The 17,153-nt window shown below is 62.9% G+C and carries 9 protein-coding genes; 2 read left to right on the plus strand and 7 right to left on the minus strand.

All coding sequences use genetic code 11. From position 1 onward, the window contains the following. Window positions 1–161: 161 nt before the first annotated feature. The 7 genes from SSOG_RS23700 to SSOG_RS23725 all read right to left on the minus strand — a co-directional run bounded on the left by SSOG_RS23700 (window position 162) and on the right by SSOG_RS23725 (window position 16,415). Window positions 162–5,711: a DEAD/DEAH box helicase gene (locus SSOG_RS23700; RefSeq protein WP_039938528.1), complete on the minus strand. Its 5,550-nt coding sequence runs from the start codon at window positions 5,709–5,711 to the stop codon at window positions 162–164. Window positions 5,712–6,795: 1,084 nt separating this feature from the next. Then, the gene (locus SSOG_RS52530; RefSeq protein WP_009716781.1) at window positions 6,796–9,687 is read right to left on the minus strand and encodes a hypothetical protein; all 2,892 of its coding nucleotides are present in this window, start codon (window positions 9,685–9,687) and stop codon (window positions 6,796–6,798) included. A 359-nt stretch (window positions 9,688–10,046) separates the two neighbouring features. Continuing rightward, window positions 10,047–10,187 (minus strand): hypothetical protein, encoded by a 141-nt coding sequence (locus tag SSOG_RS53840; protein ID WP_167542509.1) that lies wholly within the window; start codon window positions 10,185–10,187, stop codon window positions 10,047–10,049. 325 nt (window positions 10,188–10,512) lie between these two features. Then, complete coding sequence (locus SSOG_RS23710) at window positions 10,513–11,010, minus strand: hypothetical protein (RefSeq protein ID WP_009716782.1); 498 nt, start codon at window positions 11,008–11,010, stop codon at window positions 10,513–10,515. A gap of 1 nt (window position 11,011) precedes the next feature. After that, a complete protein-coding gene (locus SSOG_RS23715) occupies window positions 11,012–13,090 on the minus strand; it encodes a hypothetical protein (protein ID WP_154685976.1) in 2,079 nt (692 codons plus the stop codon). Window positions 13,091–13,224: 134 nt separating this feature from the next. Further along, window positions 13,225–14,973 (minus strand): hypothetical protein, encoded by a 1,749-nt coding sequence (locus SSOG_RS23720; RefSeq protein WP_009716784.1) that lies wholly within the window; start codon window positions 14,971–14,973, stop codon window positions 13,225–13,227. Further along, the gene (locus SSOG_RS23725; protein WP_009716785.1) at window positions 14,967–16,415 is read right to left on the minus strand and encodes a site-specific integrase; all 1,449 of its coding nucleotides are present in this window, start codon (window positions 16,413–16,415) and stop codon (window positions 14,967–14,969) included. Before SSOG_RS23725 ends, SSOG_RS23720 begins: the two co-directional genes overlap by 7 nt. A gap of 98 nt (window positions 16,416–16,513) precedes the next feature. On the opposite strand from SSOG_RS23725, the gene SSOG_RS48835 reads away from it, so the two are divergent. Both SSOG_RS48835 and SSOG_RS53845 read left to right on the plus strand, forming a co-directional pair. After that, on the plus strand, window positions 16,514–16,648 hold the full coding sequence (locus SSOG_RS48835) for a DUF4244 domain-containing protein (RefSeq protein WP_106516449.1): 135 nt from the start codon (window positions 16,514–16,516) through the stop codon (window positions 16,646–16,648). 88 nt (window positions 16,649–16,736) lie between these two features. After that, the coding region (locus SSOG_RS53845) for a TadE family type IV pilus minor pilin (protein ID WP_425385430.1) at window positions 16,737–17,153 on the plus strand (417 nt) is incomplete at its 3' end.

The raw sequence follows: 17,153 nt of genomic DNA on the forward strand, positions 1-17,153 counted from the left end.
CGTTCTGAACGCGCCCCCTTTGAGCCCGACCCCATTGCCGACAGCGACCTGATAATGGCCTGATCATCATGATGCAGGCCATCATCTTCTTGCCTAATAGGCGGTCAGCAGAGGTAGCAGCAACCTCTTCCCATCATCGCCCAATCGGGTCGGCTTTGAGCTCACTGCAGCGCTTGAAGGACGAGCTGTGTCGCGAATGGCAGATTGCGAGAAATGACCAGGTCGTCGATTAGGCGAACTGCTCCGCCACTATCTTTGGCATCCTGCAGCCTCTCGGTGGACGCGACGTCAGGAGTGAGAGGACTATGCACGCCGAAGAGCCACTGCTGGTCGCCTCGCGTTGCAAGGATGGGGGCAGTAACCACACCGACACCTGCAACGTCGACCTCTTTGTGCGGCTCGAATGAGACACCGTCGATGTCTCGGCTGGCGAGGTCTTCATAGAGTTTGTCGGCCGATCGTGCGAGCCGCTCCGAGTCCAGAGTTGGCGGCGTTTCATTGATCAGGTAACGCAGCAGGCCGGCACCGACACGACGGTCTAGTAGGTTGTGCTCGAAGCGATTGCGGAAGCTGCGCAGGCAGCGGTAGCAGGACTCGTCGCAGTCCTCCGGACAGTTCTCGAGCAGTTCCAGCGTCTGCTCAAAGATCTCCATCCCGTGGTCATGGACCCGGCGGGTGAAGCCGGCGCCGCCAGCGAGTGTGTCGTACAGGTAGATCTCGGCCTCAAGACCTTCGCCGCCGCGGGTGTTGAGCGCCGGACGATACTCCGCTTGTAGCTCTGCTGCCTCGATGCCAAGCTTCCTGGTTGCGGCAATAGTCAGCGCCTCAGCGATTGTGCGCAGTGCGATATGCGTAGATAGGTACGCGGGCTTGAGCGTGACGGGTGATTCCACCTTCAGACGGACCAAGAGAACGTCAGAGATGAAGTCGGTTCCCAGAACTAGGCCGCGGGTCGAACGACCACCGGGACAATCCGGCTCCTTCTCATCGGGGTAGGGCTTCTTGTGTGTTCCCCCCACCACACCTGAGGGAGTCGCTGTCGGCTCAATGAGACCGCAACTTACACAATACGTGTATCCCTCGCTACGGGGGCCAGTGTTGGTTACAAGCAGTGTCTCGCGGCGGTAGTGCTGTGCCAGCCGCTCCGTAACTTGCTGCCAGGCGCTCTCCTCAGTCGGCCCAGGTGCCATGAGTTTGGCGCGTGTGGCGTAACTGCGGGCTGGTGGCTTGTCAGGGCTGGTGCCGGGATCTTTCCTGGCCGGATGCGCAAACCCTGGAGGGCGCATCCAGTTCTTTGCCTCGCCAAAAGAATTCTCGGTGCGACAGGCCGGACAATCGCGCGTTTCGCCGCGTTTGGCTTCTTGGTAAGAGAAGTAATTGGCGTAACGGCAGACCTTGCACTCGAAGTAGAGAACCCTGTCCCGCCAAGCTTGGTGGCGTGTTTCCTGGACCGGCGCGTAAATGGCTCCGGAAGTCCATTCTTTGCTGTCTATCCACACCACCTTTCCCGGCGCGTATTGGCTGAGCGCGGCAGCAAGCCCCTGGCTGGGCGCATAGTCAAACGCTGGTCTGAACGGCGTCGATCGGTGCAGATCGAATACGTAGAATGCGACGACATCCGTGGGAAAGGCGTAGCGAGGCAGCACTCCCTTGTAAAGTAGCCGATCAAGAAGATTCTTCTGACCTCGTCGGACGTTTGGCTCCTCCGCGGCATCAGAAATCTCCTCGACATCATCCTCTTCGGTCTCAGTCGAGGCGTCCACTTCGGAGGACGTCGCGGTTTCCTCGTCTAGATCGATGTCGAGAGCCTCGTCGATCTCAGCGAGGGTCCTGGTCACGATTCCTTGAAGGAGAGCCCCTCGGCTCTCCTGGCTCAGCTCTTCCGGGAGCCACCCTGAAACTTCATCCCGGAGAGAATCTTCGTTGGCCTTCAGCCACTCTTCCAGGTCAGTTCGGTTTAGCGGAGAGGTTGTTCCCGTGAAATCACTAACGCGTCCTAGGACCGCGAAAAGTTGCGGTTGATCCTCGGGCTTGATTTGCGGCAGGCGGTCTTGATGGTAGCGCTGCAGCAGGTACGCGATGACATGACGCCGCGTGATTTCGTCATTGTTCATCGTCAGTACTGGGTCATCAACATCCCCCCGGATCATCAGATCCGGTTGACGGAAGTAGTGGTCATCGTGAGTGTCGGCGCTTCCAAAAGCCAGCACTGTGGCGACAGCGTTACCCCGACGTCCCGCCCGACCGGCACGCTGCTGGTAGTTCGCGCGCGAAGGCGGCATATTACGCAGCGCTACACCAGAAAGGTTGCCAATGTCGATGCCCACTTCCATAGTGGTCGTGCAGGACAGAACATCGATGGCAGCGCGTTTCTGCTGATCCCCTGATCCAGGCAAGCCAAGGTTGACATCCTGGAACAACAGCTCGTGCTCTTCCGCTTTGGAGAAGACCGCATCTGACTGTGCGGCATTGAGCTGTGCCGTGTGCTCTGCGGCGATGATGCTCATCGGCAACTCGGCCGGGTCACGCAGTGCTCTGGCGGCGCTGGCACGGTAGTAGCCCATACGCGCTTGAAAGACCGAGTCCGTTTTGGGGTCGAGTACGCGGACCCGCGGAGCTCGGCAGCTGACACACCGAGTGGTGCCGGGAATGGGTCGCTGAGTGAAGCGACAGCGTTCGCAGTACCCCCACTCTTCACTAAGATCCAGATAGATCTTCGAAGCTGACAGTCGAAACTTTCCGCCAACTCTCTCGCAGAAGTGCCGAAGCAAGGTGGGCAGCCAGCTATCGTTGAACTTCTTCTTCGATTCTCTCGAATGAAGCCATCGATCGAATGGTTGGAATTTTCCTGAATGCGGGTGGATGCCGCCCTCTGTCTGCAGCCACTCTCCGTCGGCCATCGACGAGAACCAGATCCCGGGGTTCATCCATTGCATAAGCCACAGTCGTACGAGGGCCAGTTTGGACGATTCGCCGGTTGCAATGCCTTCGATGTCGGGAAGCGCTGCGAGCAACTCTGCCGATTTGGCCGGAGGCTCGCGTAGGGAGGCCAACCCTAGAGGCGTCAATCCGCGATATTTATCTGTCAGCGTTGCGTACATCGTCCGCATGAGCGAGTGTGGTGGCGGATCCGTGATGCCGAATAGGTCCATCAACTCGCCGTAATTTCCGTCGAGTGCACCATTGTCGATGGCTTTTGTGACGTTGTCCAAAGCCTCGAGCGACTCCGCCGGCCGCAGCTCCGGGCGAAGCCTGACCGACAGCAGGCGTGCGCCAACCATTGCTGCCAGATAAAGTCGGCCCAAACTAAGCTGGCGATTAAGGGGCGGTTTATCCAGCTCCTGCCACCCGCGCAAGATCAGAGGTCGCATTACGTCGCGCATTGAGTAATTTTGCAGATTGGGCGCAATCCGGGCGGCAACCTGCCGAGAGTCGGAGAACACGAGCACTTTGCGTCCACGCAACGGTGCGAAGTCGGTGTTCGGCTTACTGCTGGGCGGCTGGACCTCGATCTGACGCGTCACCAAAGCCTGGAACGGCTGGTCTCCCTTGGTTTGGTGATCCTGTACAGACGACCGTCCGAAGTTCGCGGTCTTTCCACAGACACCGCAGGGCTTGAACTCCCCGTTTGCCTCGGCCTCGTGGTCATCATCACCCTTTACCGCCTCTCCGCTTCGAAAGCGCGGGATGAAGACGCTGCGGATGCGAGGACCGATTTTTTCCGGATTGAGTCTGCCGGTGACCAGATCGAGGTCAGCGATTTCAACGTTGTCCTCGTAGCGATCCTCTAGTAGCAGGTCGAGTGCGTGAAGTTCCGGAATGGAACCGTACGCTGACTGGAAGGCTCCCCCAGGTTCGTGCCACAGATAGGACGGGGAAGCGAGGTCGTCGGTGTAAGCCCGCGCGTAGGAGGAGCCGCAGTGTCGACAGGTGTACAGTTCGAAGACTCTGGTGCCACAGGTACAAGCTGCTCTGGGCTGTGCATACAGCTGACCCACTGGACCTGGCTGCGGATAGGCTTCTCGATCGACTTCAGAACATTCCGGATCAAGGCAAGCCCAGAGACCGGGAAGGCCGCGGAAGAACGCATGAACACGGCAAGGCAAGAGTCCCGCACTGTCTGCCGATCGCCGTGCTGCGCTGCCCAAGGCGACGAGGGCCGAAACGGCTCTATCAGCGAGTTCCGTTGGTGCTGTTGGGAAAATGAGCGCGCCCAGCTCATTGACTGGCTGTGCCTGCTTCATGGTCTCGTTGATGAGGAGATTCATCGGACCGAAGGCATTGAGGGCATCGTGCAACAGCTCGCCGGCCGTTGTGCTCCCAGCCCCGTCCACGGCGCAGTAGTTCAGAAGGCCTCGTACGGCAGCGATGCGGGCTCCATCACTTTCGCCCTCATAGAAGTCATGCAAGGGCACTGCGGCTAGAGCGTGAGCATCATGCAGGCTCCCCGCGCTGGCAGATTCCCGTAGCTGGAGCTTGCCCTGCACACTCTTGAAGTCAGCTTCGGACTTGCCGCTCAACTGCGCGGCGAACTGACGGGCATACTCGGGGCTCTTGAAGCTGGCACTCGTGCAGATCACCTGGAGTCGCTCGGCAGGGATCCCAAGCCTGGCGCGAAGGCGGCGCAGCAGGAGTGCGACCTCGGCGCCAGCGGCACCGCGGTACATGTGAGCCTCATCAATGATCAGAAGGAACTTCTCATCGGGGTTGTCTGCCAACCAGGCTCGCGTCGCATCGAACACGGGCCGCTCGAGCGGACGCATGAGCATGTACTCGAGCATCGAGTAGTTGGTGATCAGAGCGTCCGGGGGTTCCTCCAGTACTTCGTGGCGTGTCAGAAGTTCTGGATCTTCGGGGCGGAGGACGGCGCGCACGAACTCATCGGCGTTGTTCTTCCACCGAGCGCCACTCTTGCCATACCACGCCTTGAGATCTGGCTTTGCTGGCCACTTGCCTCGCGCTTCCAACTCCTTGATGAGAGCTGACGCTTCGTCATGGCCAGGCGTAGAGGATTCGTTCTTGAGGTCGATCAGATTGATGTAGAAGTCTTCGATCGAGCGCAGGCGGGTCTGATCCTTCTTGACCTGGCGCACGCCTGGATACAGCGTTCGGCTGGTGTACCGGGCGAAGCGTGCCGGGCGGCCGGCCCACTCGCTGAACTTGGCGGTAACGCGTGGATCGCTGAGCAGGAGCCGAAGCCGGCCCAACTGGTCGTTCACCAGCGCGTTCATCGGATAGAGGATCAAAGATCGCACAGCCGGAACTGTGAACGAGGTGGGTCTGTGCGCGGCCTCTGTCGCAAGCTTCGCCAGCATCGGCAGGAGAAACGACTCGGTCTTGCCGGAGCCCGTCCCGGTTGTGACCGCCAAACTGCGGCCGTCCCGAGCAGTCCACTCCAGAGCCTCAGCCTGATGGGTGTAGGGCGGGTCGTACAACAGGGGCTTCAGGCCGCCGGTTTGAGTTGACAGGCTCCCGAAGAGGTCTTGGACGGCGTCGTCGAGTTCAAGGTCACCGAAGCGCTGGCCCGGCTGGTAGCGAGGAGTGCTTTCGATGAAGGGGGCCTGAAACAGCACACCCTCCTGCTCCAGCACCGCGCGACGCTGATCGACCACAGTGGGATGCCCGACGTGATAGGTCGCCTCGATGTAGTCCCGTAGGGCTGCCTGAATCTTGCTGATCGTTCCCGCGATCGTCGGCGCTTCCAATGTCACGCCACCCCTCCCTCTTCGCTGACGTGCATCCATAGCATGTCAGTGAAGAACACCGACAACTGACCGATCGCCGACATCGGTACCCGGTACGAGACCAAGGCCCCCCGTGCCCGCGAGACGGGGGTCCCTACGAGCTCGAGGTAGCGCTGCGCCCACCCAGGGACAGGGCTGAACAGGTCTAGACGTAGATCGTCGGCTCTTCCCGGAGTGAGGTGTACGTGCATGGCCTGCGGTGTGCCCCTCGAGGCATCTATGGCTGCCTGCGTGCGCCACGCCTCGTCGCAGCCAGCTGTAGCGAGGTCATCAATAGGCAGGTCCACCAATGCGCGAGGGACGCCATGTTCAACGCGGACAAAGCACCACAAGTCAGCACCGTAGGCCTGCGGGCGGCGGGCAACGAAGTCTCCGGAGTCCCCGCTTACGATCGGCCGCCAGCGACCTCGGTAGTAGAGAACAGACGCCTCAGGATCGATGATCTTCAGGCCATCGACCTGGCCAGACTCTCCCGCTCCATCCAAGCGCTGACGCATTAGAGCGACGACTGCGGTCGCATGCTGCTCCCCAGGTCGCTGGAGCCAGTGGTCGCGAGGAATCTTATGCAGGTGGGCGGCCTGTAGGCGGGTGGGGGCGTCCTCGACATCGAGTTCGAGGAACCGTGTATGGCCCTCGTGATGCACCTCCGCTCCTAGTGCCTCGTCTACGAGCGGTGCACCGTTGGGCCGCACACCGAGCAACAAGTACCGCCCGGGCGCCTTCTCTACATACGAGGGTGGGGCCAGGTAGATCTGCCGACCCTTGCCATCACCATGGCTAGGAAGTTCGATCAGGTCACCGACCGACAGCAGAAGGTCCAACTGTGCTGAAATGTGGTGACGAGCCATCAGGGATAGCTCATCTAGTGGACAGAGGGCCTCAAGCACTGCGTCCACTAGCCGGCGCGGACTTGCCGGACACAGGAAAGAGGCGGAGCGGCGGAGCGAAGCGGAGAGCGCCTCTGCAGAGAATAAATCAGTGGTTGTCTCGTCCAAGCAAAGCGCGTGAACAGCGCGTTCTGCGACCTCCTGGATGCTGAGTGCTGTCACTTTCACTGGTCACCCCTGATGCTTGGCTGCTCTGGTTCCTCTCGAATATCCTCAGTGCCCAGTACCGCGAATCGAGCCGCCCGAATAAGTACAGGGGAGCTCATCACGTACCTCAGCATCATGTCTAGTTCGGCCTCATCGCAAGCAGCCAAAGAGCCGGGCCTACTAGCAAGAAGCAAGAGAAATTTTGCCGCGGTGCGAGAGTCGTCGAAACCACTATTTACTGAGATGGCATCAATCGCATCCTTGAACCCTTCCCGCAGAGCGAGCGGCGAGTCCACCCACTGCCAGAGGCGGCTGGCGATGTGTCGGGCCACAGCACGCTGTGCCGTGGCCGCACCTACAAGTTTCTCCATCTCGTCCAGCATGCCGGTTTGCGCATGAGAGTTAAGGCGTGCACGCTTTTGTTCCAGGTGAGCCCACCTCGTCCCGGCTATGAGGGACACAAGTGCTGTTGTGATGGTATCGAGAACCAACTGCTGCTGACGGTGGGAGAATGGGTCGGCCGACAGATCGGCATCGCTCCAGTGGTGGTGGCCAAAGATAAGTCGCTGCACTTCGGGCAGTGAATTGTCCGCGTAGTGAACGATCGGGCGGTTGCTCGGATTTTGGCGCAGCCGGTTGGGATCAGGTGGGAGAATAATGGCGGCAGTCACGTTGCCTGATGTGGCCCGTATCATTCCACCATTTACTGGAGCGGCAACCGGCCTTCCTGCGTCCCGCTGCTCGCCATTCAAGGGGTTCTCTACAGGAAATAGGAGCACTTCAGTATCAGCGCCGTCTGTGCGGTCAATAAGGTACGCTTCGTACTCACCGTTGCGCTGCTTAGTGAGAACCCAACGGAGTGGATGGAAGCCGCGTTCACAGGTCAGGAATGCGAATCCTGTTCCGCTTCGGGAAACGGAAACCTCGCAGGATTCGGCCTTGTTGTATGCGTTGGACCATTTTCCCGTACGGAATTCTTGAGCTACGAGCCTTTTCCATGCGTCGTCGCTAAAGGGGAGAGAGATTCCGTTTTGATGCCGTACTAGTTCCCTGCCGTTGTCGTCCCGTAGAACGATTGTTAGCTGAGCTTTCATGGCCGTGGGGCCGTTTACTGAGAGGCTTGCACGGCCATCCCAGATTTCGGTTAGCTTCGGGCGGGCTGGAGTTGCGAACAGGCGGATACCTGTTCCCGCTGTTGCTGCCTCAAGGTTTGGATGGGGGTCGCGAATGGTGACGGAGAGTGAACCGCTTGTAAAAGGCATACCTGTGCCTGCGGTCAGCAGTGCGACGTGCACCTCGTGGGCGCCTACGGCGAGGTCTTCCAGGGCAAATGTCAACTGCTGACTTCCCGTAGGCCATTCGAGTAAAAACGGAATCCCGCCGTTTACCCTCACGGAGCATTTCTCCGTAGCCTGAGCAGACCTAACTTCGAGCATCACTGGTTCTCCAGCGAGGCACTCGACAGAGCCTTCCCCGTCCCAGTACGCCGGAGTGAGGCCGACAGGCTGAATCGATACGTCCGACACCACCGACAGGCCCGCTGTAGCAAGCTGAATGATTTCCTCCTCACTGATGACAGGTGGTGTTGTCACATCAAAAGCATGGACCCCATCGGTAAGAACCGATGCTTCCGTCACCCAGAGAAGTGTTGGGGGCTTACTTCCCGCACGTCCGACCAAGATATATTCTCGGCCTGGTCGGATAAACCTTCCCTTGACCTCAGTGGCTAGCCCTCCGGGCTGCTTGCGGAAAACCCACCATGGGCCTTGGGTTATGGTGCAGCGCCTTGCGATCAGCTCGTTAACCTCTGTTAAGCCCTGCTCCAGTTGAATGATGGGTATTTCTGGACGGGGCCATGTGGGCAGTGGTTTTCTACCCGGATACAGAAGTGCTCCTCTTGGCAGAGGTTGGCGGCGACCTTCGATCTTCGGTCGTCGTTTTCGAAGTTCCTCGACGACCTGGTTGTTTTCAGTTTGAAGAGCCGAGAGATCAGGTAGTTCCAGATGTAGATGCCATCCGTCGTTCTCCTGTCGCAGGAGAAGCTTCGGGTTGGTGACGGTGGAGAGGGGCTGGTCGCGTTGAGCGGTCCTTTGGGTCGTACTTGTGGGTAGGAAGCCTCGTGAGCGGACTGAATGGGCAGAGCGTCGAGCCTGCGCCAACCAGGTTCGTGACTCATTCTCTTTCGTCAAATCGGCGACCAAGCGAACTAGTGTCGATTTCACTAGATATGGAGATCCTTCATCGTCGCCTGAAAGTAGGGCCGCGGCGATATGGCCGAGCAAGCTCTGGTTGTAGCAAAGTTTTTGAAAACGGTCACTGTATCTGCTGGTGCGGGCTGCCAGGCAGGCGCCCAGAATGTTGGGGTCATCAAGCATCTCAGACGTCAGTACCGCACGGGCCTCAGACAGCAGCTGAGCCATCTGGCGTTGCAAATCGACTGGCATGATGGCATGCGTAATCGGCCAAGCGATGATGTTGAAGTTCGTGGCAAAGGCCCCCTCGGGTTCGATCCCGCCATATTCGGCCGCGAACTGCTTGAACCATCTTTTGATAAGCGCGCGATTGCTGTTGATCTTCCACTGGGGTCCGCAATCCCAGCCAGGAGTCTTCTGGGCGAACAGCGGCCAGTACTCGTCTCCCGTATATAGGTAGCCGATCTCTGCGGCATGCACAATGAAGGGCAACCATTGGGCGCGGTGGCGAATGTCGAAACCCTCCGCGAGAGCTCCACCGACTGCACTCGAGAGCAATTCGAGGTCATCACCGTTGAGATCGTGTTCCAACGTAAAGACGGGCGCCGCTGGCTGCAGTGCTTGGCGATGTTCGTGAAGCGTCCGAAAGTGGTGATCTAGGTACTCGTGTAGGTGTTTGAGAACCGCTATCGAACCGCCGGGTGCCGTACCTGCCACGCTCGGTGTCTCCTCCCCCTGGTCATCCTTGAGCTAGACACAGTCTGGGGCAAGCTGGCGAAACTTGGGGCATCGGCGGTTGAGATCGACTTCCGTGTCAGACGGGGCCGCTGGTCCTTCGTTAGCGCTGCCCGCTTGGTCGGCCTTCGCGTCTCGGCCTCGACCAACCAGGCAGCGACCTGGCGGATGCCTAGCTGTGTCCAAGCGGGCGGCGCACCGATCTCGACTCACGGGGCTGCCTTCTGTAACGGATCGATAACTCTATGATGCACTCCTGAGGCAGTACGAGCAGGCCGGCGGGATCGGCGAGCGTTCGAATCCGCTGAGACACCAAGTGCCTTGAGACAGTCGAACGGTTCCTAGTAGTCCTCCTCACCGAAGCCGTACTGGATGTTCTCCTGCGAGCAGGACGGGCAGACGATGTAGGCGTGTGAGTTGCTGCCCTCTTCATGGAGAGGCAGCTCGTTCCAGCCGAGAGCGCCGACTGACACCACCGACATGTGCGACCGCCGCTGCTCTTGCCACGGTTCGGCGGGTCAACGAGCGTGCCGCCTTCATTGAAGTAGACACGCCACCCATTGCAACTGTCGTTGTGGCATTCGTACCGGCCCGAAAGCTCTCCTGAGCCAGCCCACAAGTCTTCCCGGCAGTCGGGACACGACCGCCGCGAGCCGCCTCCGATGCTGCTCAGCAACTTGCCGAACAAGCCCATGGTTGCCCCCAGACGCCGCTCGTGCGGCGGTTGTCGTCCTTGCGTAGGATCTTGCCAGTTGGAGACCTTGATGGACTCGTAGTTGTCGTAGTGGGGTAGTCCTTCGGGTTGCCTCAACTGCACGAGCCGTAGGGGGCCGTCCCGCTGCTGGCGGCGGGCAGGCGACGGACGTTGCCGGCCGCGGCTTCCTGTTCCCGTAGACGCTCGATCTCCTCGTGCTGGGCCGTGAGCCGGGAGACGGCAAGGGTCTTGAACGCGGTGAGCTCGGCCAGTGCTTCGTCCCGTTTCGCGACCCGTTCCTTGAGCTCGGCGACCTGGGCCTTGAGACGTTCGATCTGAGCGGCCCGGGGGTCAGGGGCCTCGCCCGCGTCGCGCTGGGCCTTCAGACGACGCTCGAACTCCTCGCCCAGGTGCTGGTAAGGGCCGGGGCGGGTGGTGCCGTCGCGGTTCTTCTTCGGGTAGAAGCTGGTACGGGTCACTCCCGCTTCGGCGGCCAGGGCCTTCAGATCGCATTTGCCGCCAACCGGGAGTTCGCCCCGCAGCAGCCGGCCCATCGCCGCGCGGATCGCTTCCTCATTGCGGGCACGGTCCGCGTCACTGATCCGTGGCATGTCACTCGCCTCCGTCCGATGTACCGGCCGCCGTCATGATCTCGTCCACCACCCGTTCCGCCCGCTCCACCTCTGGCTCAAGCCGCCTCTTCTCGCCTTTGGGGAAGCGCGGGTTGGCCAGGAAGACCTTGCCGGTGCCGACCTGGCTCTGCCAAACAGGCAGGTGACAGGGATGGTGGGTGGCCTGCGGGCAGCGAGCGGAGTCGCACATCCCGCCCAGCGGCTTCGTCGCGTCCGGGGTGCCCGCCAGCTTCAGGCACAGGGCCTTGTGCGGGTCGCGGAACCAGCAGTAGTTCGCGGTCTGCAGATGCAGGTGCTTGGACTGTTGCCGCAGCAGGTTCTCCAGCCGCCGCTCTGCCTCCAGCACGGCCGCGGTGCCTGGCTCGTGGTCCTTGATCTGGGCGTCGATGTGCTCGAATGCTTTGATCAGCTCGCGGGCCCCGGGGCCCGTCGGCATGCGGCCCGCGCGGTAGTCCGCGAAGGCCTCCTTCGTGAGCTTCAAGTGGCTTTTTTCCTGTTCCCGTTCCACCTCGGCCAGCAGGTTGCCCTGGGAGCCCCCGGGCCGGTTCGCATAGCCCTCGGTGGTGACCACGGAGACGTGCTTGAGGTGGATCTTCGCGGCCAGCAGCCCGCCGGGGCGGTGGGCCAGTGATAGAGCCAGCGTCCGCCGCAGCATTCGTCCGTTCACCGGTCCGGCCGGGATCGGTGCCAGGCCGAGCCGCTGGCCGGCGGGGCTGTTGACCCACTCCCGCAGCTTCTTGTGCAGGAAGTCCGTAGGCGAGCGGGCGAAGGCCCGCTGACCGTCCCGATCCTGGTTCAGGCGGGCGGCGAGCTTCACCGCCCGCCAGGCCGGTTCAAGCACCACCCATTCCTCGGCGACGCCGCCAAACTCCTGCCCCTTGATCAGTTTGCTGCTCAGCTTGAAGCGCTGGGTGCCGCCAGAGACGGTGACTGGCGGCTGAGGGGAGTCGGCCGTCAACTCGTCCAGTTCCCCGGCCCGCATGCCGCTCAGGGCCGCGACCAGGACCCGGCAGGCCGCCAGCAGAACGAACTGCAGGCTCCGCACCTCGTCCCCAGTCAACGCAAGCGTCCACGGCACCAAATGTTGCGAGTCGTCAGCGCTGGGCACCCGTGATGCCTCCCGGCCGAACGCGCCTGCGACCCCCGCTTTGGCCACCGCGGGCTCCAGGAGCGGGCGAAGATCCTCGACCAGGTGGTCAGCAATCCTCACGTATCGGGAGCGGGTCGCCTTGCTGAAGAAGTCTCCGACGTCGACGTGCAGCAGCGGATCGTCGGGCCTCCAGCCTCGCTTGATGCGCCGGGTGACCTGGCGGGCATCGACCGCCAGCAGCGGCACCTGCTCCAGAACAAGCCGGTCAAGGGCGGCCGTGACGGCGGCCCGGTGTTTCGACGTGATCTCCCGCAGGCTCTGCCCGCCCTTGCTCGCCCGAGCCTCCAACAGACGCTCGAGCTCCTCGGCCACCAGCGGCCCGAGGGTCTCTACCAGATACAGGGCGGCGGCCACGGTGGGCTGGAAGACCTCCTCCGTCACCGGCGGTGTCGAAGACAGGGCATAGGTCTCCCAGCCCGCGACCTCGCTGACGGTGTGCCCCTCCCACGGCGTGAAACCTGGTCGGTAGGCATCCACCGTGAACAGCTCACGGTAGGCGGCCAGATCCACCACCGGCCGCAGTATCGTCAGCATGGTGCCCGGAGTGATCGGCCCGCTTCCCTGCCGGCGCTTGCGGCTTCGGTGCGAGCGGAACTCCCGGTACACCTCGCAGTGTTCCTGCATCACCTCACACAGCGATGACATGCCCTGGTCGGTCACGAAGTTCATCCACCGCACCAACTGCACGCAGAAGTTGAACGCCGACTCCGGCTTGTACGGGTCCCGCCGGGCTCCCGGCAGAGCCAGGACACGCTCATGGTCCGGGACGACCAACGCGAACACGTACTCCTTGGCGGTCAGCCGTAGGGCCGGGTTGGTGATGCCGGTGAAGTCCAGGCGCTTGACGTTGCTCCGCACCCCCTTGGGGAACTTCACCCCCGACAGGTCCCAGAAGTCCTCGTCGAACACGGGACGGGGACCGTCCGGCCACATGTCCCAACCGGCCTCGCAGCACACGTCCAGACCCGCGAACGGGGACTTCAGGGCCCACTCACGAGGGATGGGACCGGCAGGGCTCTCGACGATCAGGGCGGAAGCGCGGGTCACTGGGTTCCTTCCTCGGGCCGCAGGGGCAGCTCGGAGTCGATATCGGCCACCTCACCAGCCGCTTTCTCGAGCACGCGGGCGTCGAAGCGGGGCAGGATGTCGTGGTCCAGGCGGTCGGCGTACGGGCCGAACACCGCGAGGAACTGCTGCACAGTCATCTGCCGTGACTGACGGGCGAAGTAGGCCTTCAGCCGCAGCAGGTTGGGCGCGTGCCGGGGCGTAAAGACTGCCAGCGGGCACAGCAGGCATACCCACGGCCGGGCCGGACACGGCTTGCCCTTCGGGCCGTGAAGTCCGGCTAGTTGGTTGGCGCAGGCCGCGGTGAATACGTCCATCTCGCCGCCCAGCAGCTCGGCCATTTCCTTCACATCCAGGCCCAGGCGGGCTGTCTGTTCGGGCTGCTCGGTGACGAACTCGGCGGCCTCCTCGTCGTTCAGAACGATCGGTGGGCGACTGCGCCGCAGGATGTCGGCCTGGGCGTCCTCGATGATGGCTTCCACCGACTCGGCCTGGGCGGGCGTCGTGGACGAGACGTAGTGGCTCCCCTCCACCGAGGCGGTGTGATTCGGGTCGATCTTCGTACGGCCGGTCCAGCCCCGCCGCCCCAGCACGTTGTGGTATGTCGTGCGGATCCGCGCCGAGTGCAACAGCAGCGGCTCTCCTGCGTCCGTACGCAGGTTCAGGTCCTTGGCCAGCTGACGCCGGGCCTTGTTGCCGCTCTTGGGGGCGGCCCGGGTGGACAACGCCGACAGTTGAGACTTCGAGCCGTCCGTGCTGCGGAATTCGGTGTCCAGGAAGACGAACAAGTCGCCGGCTATGGCCTCCGGAGCGATTCGCCGCACCGGCTCCGACAACTCCAGCCACCGCTCCAACAGCCGCACGGCCCGAGCAGGAAGGTTCACCGATTCCGGGCCGCGACGTCCCTTGACGTAGTCCATCAGCGCCGTGCGATCCCCGGTCCAGGTGAAATCTTCCATCCCCAGATCCCGGATCCCGTCCGGGACGACACCGCTGTAGACGCCGAACAGCAGACGCATGGCCGTCGCCACCTGTACTGGCGGGTACATCGCATTGCGCACAGCGCGGTACTGGCCGCCGACCCCGTCGCGGAAGTAGTCCACGGTCAGACCCAGAACCCTGGTGGCATCGCTGGCCTTCAGCGGCCCGTGCTCCCGCACCAACCACGCGAAATTCTGCCGGTTCCGGCCGAGGTCGGAGCTGTCAGGACCCAGTGCGGCCATGTCAAGGACCTCGCGCTGACGGGCCATGACCTGCTGCAGATAGTCCCGCAGCCCGGCCTCGATCTGCCGCCACTCACCGTCCGTGTATGGCTTCAGAGGCTTGCTCCGAGGTGGGCTCTTGACGGGCTTCCCCTCCAGGTAGACCCGGATACCCGCGTCCACGCGGTCCCCGCAGCCGACCAGCAGGCGGCGGGTGTGGAAGACGCGCCTGCCGCTGACGGACATCCAGTACGACAGGACGTGACTCGTGCGCAGATCCGCCAGGCACCCGTGAAAGCCCATCGCGGCCAGCTCCGCGACCATACGGCGGATCGTCGACGTGTACATCACCGCGCTCTGAAGTGCGGTGATGCGGCCTAGCGGGTGCACCATCTGAACGAGGCCGTGAGCGAGATCCTCCGCCAGCTTCTCGTTCGCCGTGGCGCTCAAGTTTCCCGTCCAAGCAGTGCCGTTGGGGAACGTGAACTCGACGCGCAGTGGGGCGTGCTCGACACGGGTCACCATGTGACATCCTCCTCGTCGTTGAACTCGGCGTCCGCTTCGGTGACGGCTTGGCCGCTGTACTTGCCCGCCTCGTCGTAGAGCTCGCGGTAGATGCGCTGCACGTCCAAGCGCTGGATGTAGATTTCCGTGGTCGTCACGCTGGAATGCCCGAGCAAATCGCGCAGCACCATCAGTGGGTCCGTCTTCGTCAAGTACAGTGACAGCGCGGCGTCTTCACCTGCGTCTGCGACCAGGGCAGCCGCCCGCTGGTAGTGGCCCTTGACCAGCTTCTCGAGAGTCGCCATCGCAAACGTGTGGCGCAGGACGTGGGGGCCGACCGTCGGGAACCGCTTCTCGAAGTTCCGCCGGATGCGCTGCGAAGTTCGGCGGAAGACGGTCGCCCAGTCGGTGAACGGGGTCCCGTCCGACTGCACCGCGATGATCGCGGGCGTGCCCTCCGGTGTTACCAGCCGCAGCCGCTCTTTCAAGGTCAGCTTGCGCCAGGACACCCGGCGGCCGTTGACTTTCCCGCCCTCCCAGTCCGGCTCGGTGATCACCAACGGCTCGCCCAGGCGCGGGTCGGGGCGGTACCGACGGCCCTCCGTCAGCATCGCGCGGTCCAGCTCGATGTACTGGTGTACGTCAGCCAGGGGGGCGTAACTGGCCCACGTTTCCCGCGGTTTCTTGCCCTTGGTGATCTGCGCGGACAGCGGGAACCGGACCGGAACCGCGCTGCTGCGGGCCGGGAGGGCCGGCAGCTCGTACGTCAGCAAATGAGTGAACTCCTGGGCCCGTAGACCGCTTGAGGGCACCAGCGCGCCCATCGCGGCGTTGCGCCCCAGGTGGCGGCCGCGGAACGAGTCCGGCTCACCGTCCGGGCGCAGGCCGGCCAGCGCCCGGAGAAACAGCTCAAGGAAGTCGCTCTCCAGATACTTCACCGTGACGTGCGGCTTCGCTCGCCGCACCGTAGCCGTGTTCCGTCGCGCGAGTTGTACGCCGGCCTCGGTGTACCGCCGGACCATCTGGTACGTGAACGGCACAGCGGTACAGAGTCCCTCGTCATCAGCCCACGCGTAGAAGCGGGCCACAGTGTTGATGTTCTGGTCCCACGTGCCCTCGTCCCAGCGGGCCTCCAGCGGTCCCGCGAAGCGGTACTCCGAGAATGCACTCAGGGCCTCGCGCAAGGGCTGTCGCTCCCCGAGTGGATCCACGCCGATCCTGGCCAGGAACTCCAGCCAGCAGCGCAGAGCCTGCGCGTAATTCTTCCAAGTTCTTCGAGACCGAGCCCCATTGAGAGGGAGCTCGCGCAGCCAGCGGTTGGCCGCCACCGTGGGCCGGGGTACACCGTCGTCCTCGAAGGCCAGGTCCTCGTCGATCAAGACCGGCATGCCTTCCGGGATCAGCGGCTGACGCCCAAGCTCCCAGTGCTCCCAGCCCGTTCGGCTGTAGAAGATCAGATGCATGCTGTGCACGGTATGAATGAGACTCAAGGTAGTGCAAGAGACTTCTGAATCTCTCCTGATCTCGGACTACCTCAAAGAGACACGAGAACTAAGCAAGGATTACCGTCGAGTACGCGATGGGGACGCTGGCGGCGTGTGCCTTCGCCGCGGTGCTCTACAAGGTGGTGACGAGCGGGACCGTCAGTGGTGCGCTGCAATCGTTGATCGGGCGGGCTCTCGATGCGCCGTTCTGAGGCACCGCTCACGGCGGGACGGCCGGACGCGCGGGCCGGGTTCCGCGCGCGGAGCGCACCGGGGCCGGCTCGCGTGCGGGTGGCCCGTATGGGGTCGGATCAGGGGTTCGTCACGGCGGAGGCGGCCGTCGCGCTGCCGGTGCTGGCCGTGTTCGCCCTGATGCTGATCTGGGGCCTGATGGCCGCGTCCGCGCAGCTGAGTTGCGAGGACGCGGCCCAGGCCGGGGCCCGGGCGGCGGCGCGCTCGGAGTCGCGGGACGCCGCGGTGGCCGCCGCCCGGTCGGCCGCACCGCGTGGCGCGCGGGTGGAGCTGTGGCGGGACGGAGACCTGGTGCGGGTGCGGGTCCGGACCCATGCGGTCGGCCCCGGTCCGCTGGCACTCCGGCTGCACGCCGAGTCGTCGGCCCTCGCCGAGGACACGGTGGGCGCGGCCGACCCGGGGCGGGGGAGGGCTCCATGTAGGTGCCCCGCACGCGGGGCAGGACGCGGCCCCATGAGGCGTCCG

Origin of the sequence: Streptomyces himastatinicus ATCC 53653 (genome assembly GCF_000158915.1) — a bacterium.
In the GTDB taxonomy this organism is placed as follows: Bacteria; Actinomycetota; Actinomycetes; order Streptomycetales; family Streptomycetaceae; genus Streptomyces; species Streptomyces himastatinicus.

Excerpts from the sequence above, each read along its gene's own strand:
- SSOG_RS53840 (WP_167542509.1), bottom strand. The coding sequence starts at position 10,187 with ATGTCGGTGGTGTCAGTCGGCGCTCTCGGCTGGAACGAGCTGCCTCTC.
- SSOG_RS23710 (WP_009716782.1), bottom strand. The coding sequence starts at position 11,010 with ATGCCACGGATCAGTGACGCGGACCGTGCCCGCAATGAGGAAGCGATC.
- SSOG_RS23720 (WP_009716784.1), bottom strand. The coding sequence starts at position 14,973 with ATGGTGACCCGTGTCGAGCACGCCCCACTGCGCGTCGAGTTCACGTTC.
- SSOG_RS23725 (WP_009716785.1), bottom strand. The coding sequence starts at position 16,415 with ATGCATCTGATCTTCTACAGCCGAACGGGCTGGGAGCACTGGGAGCTT.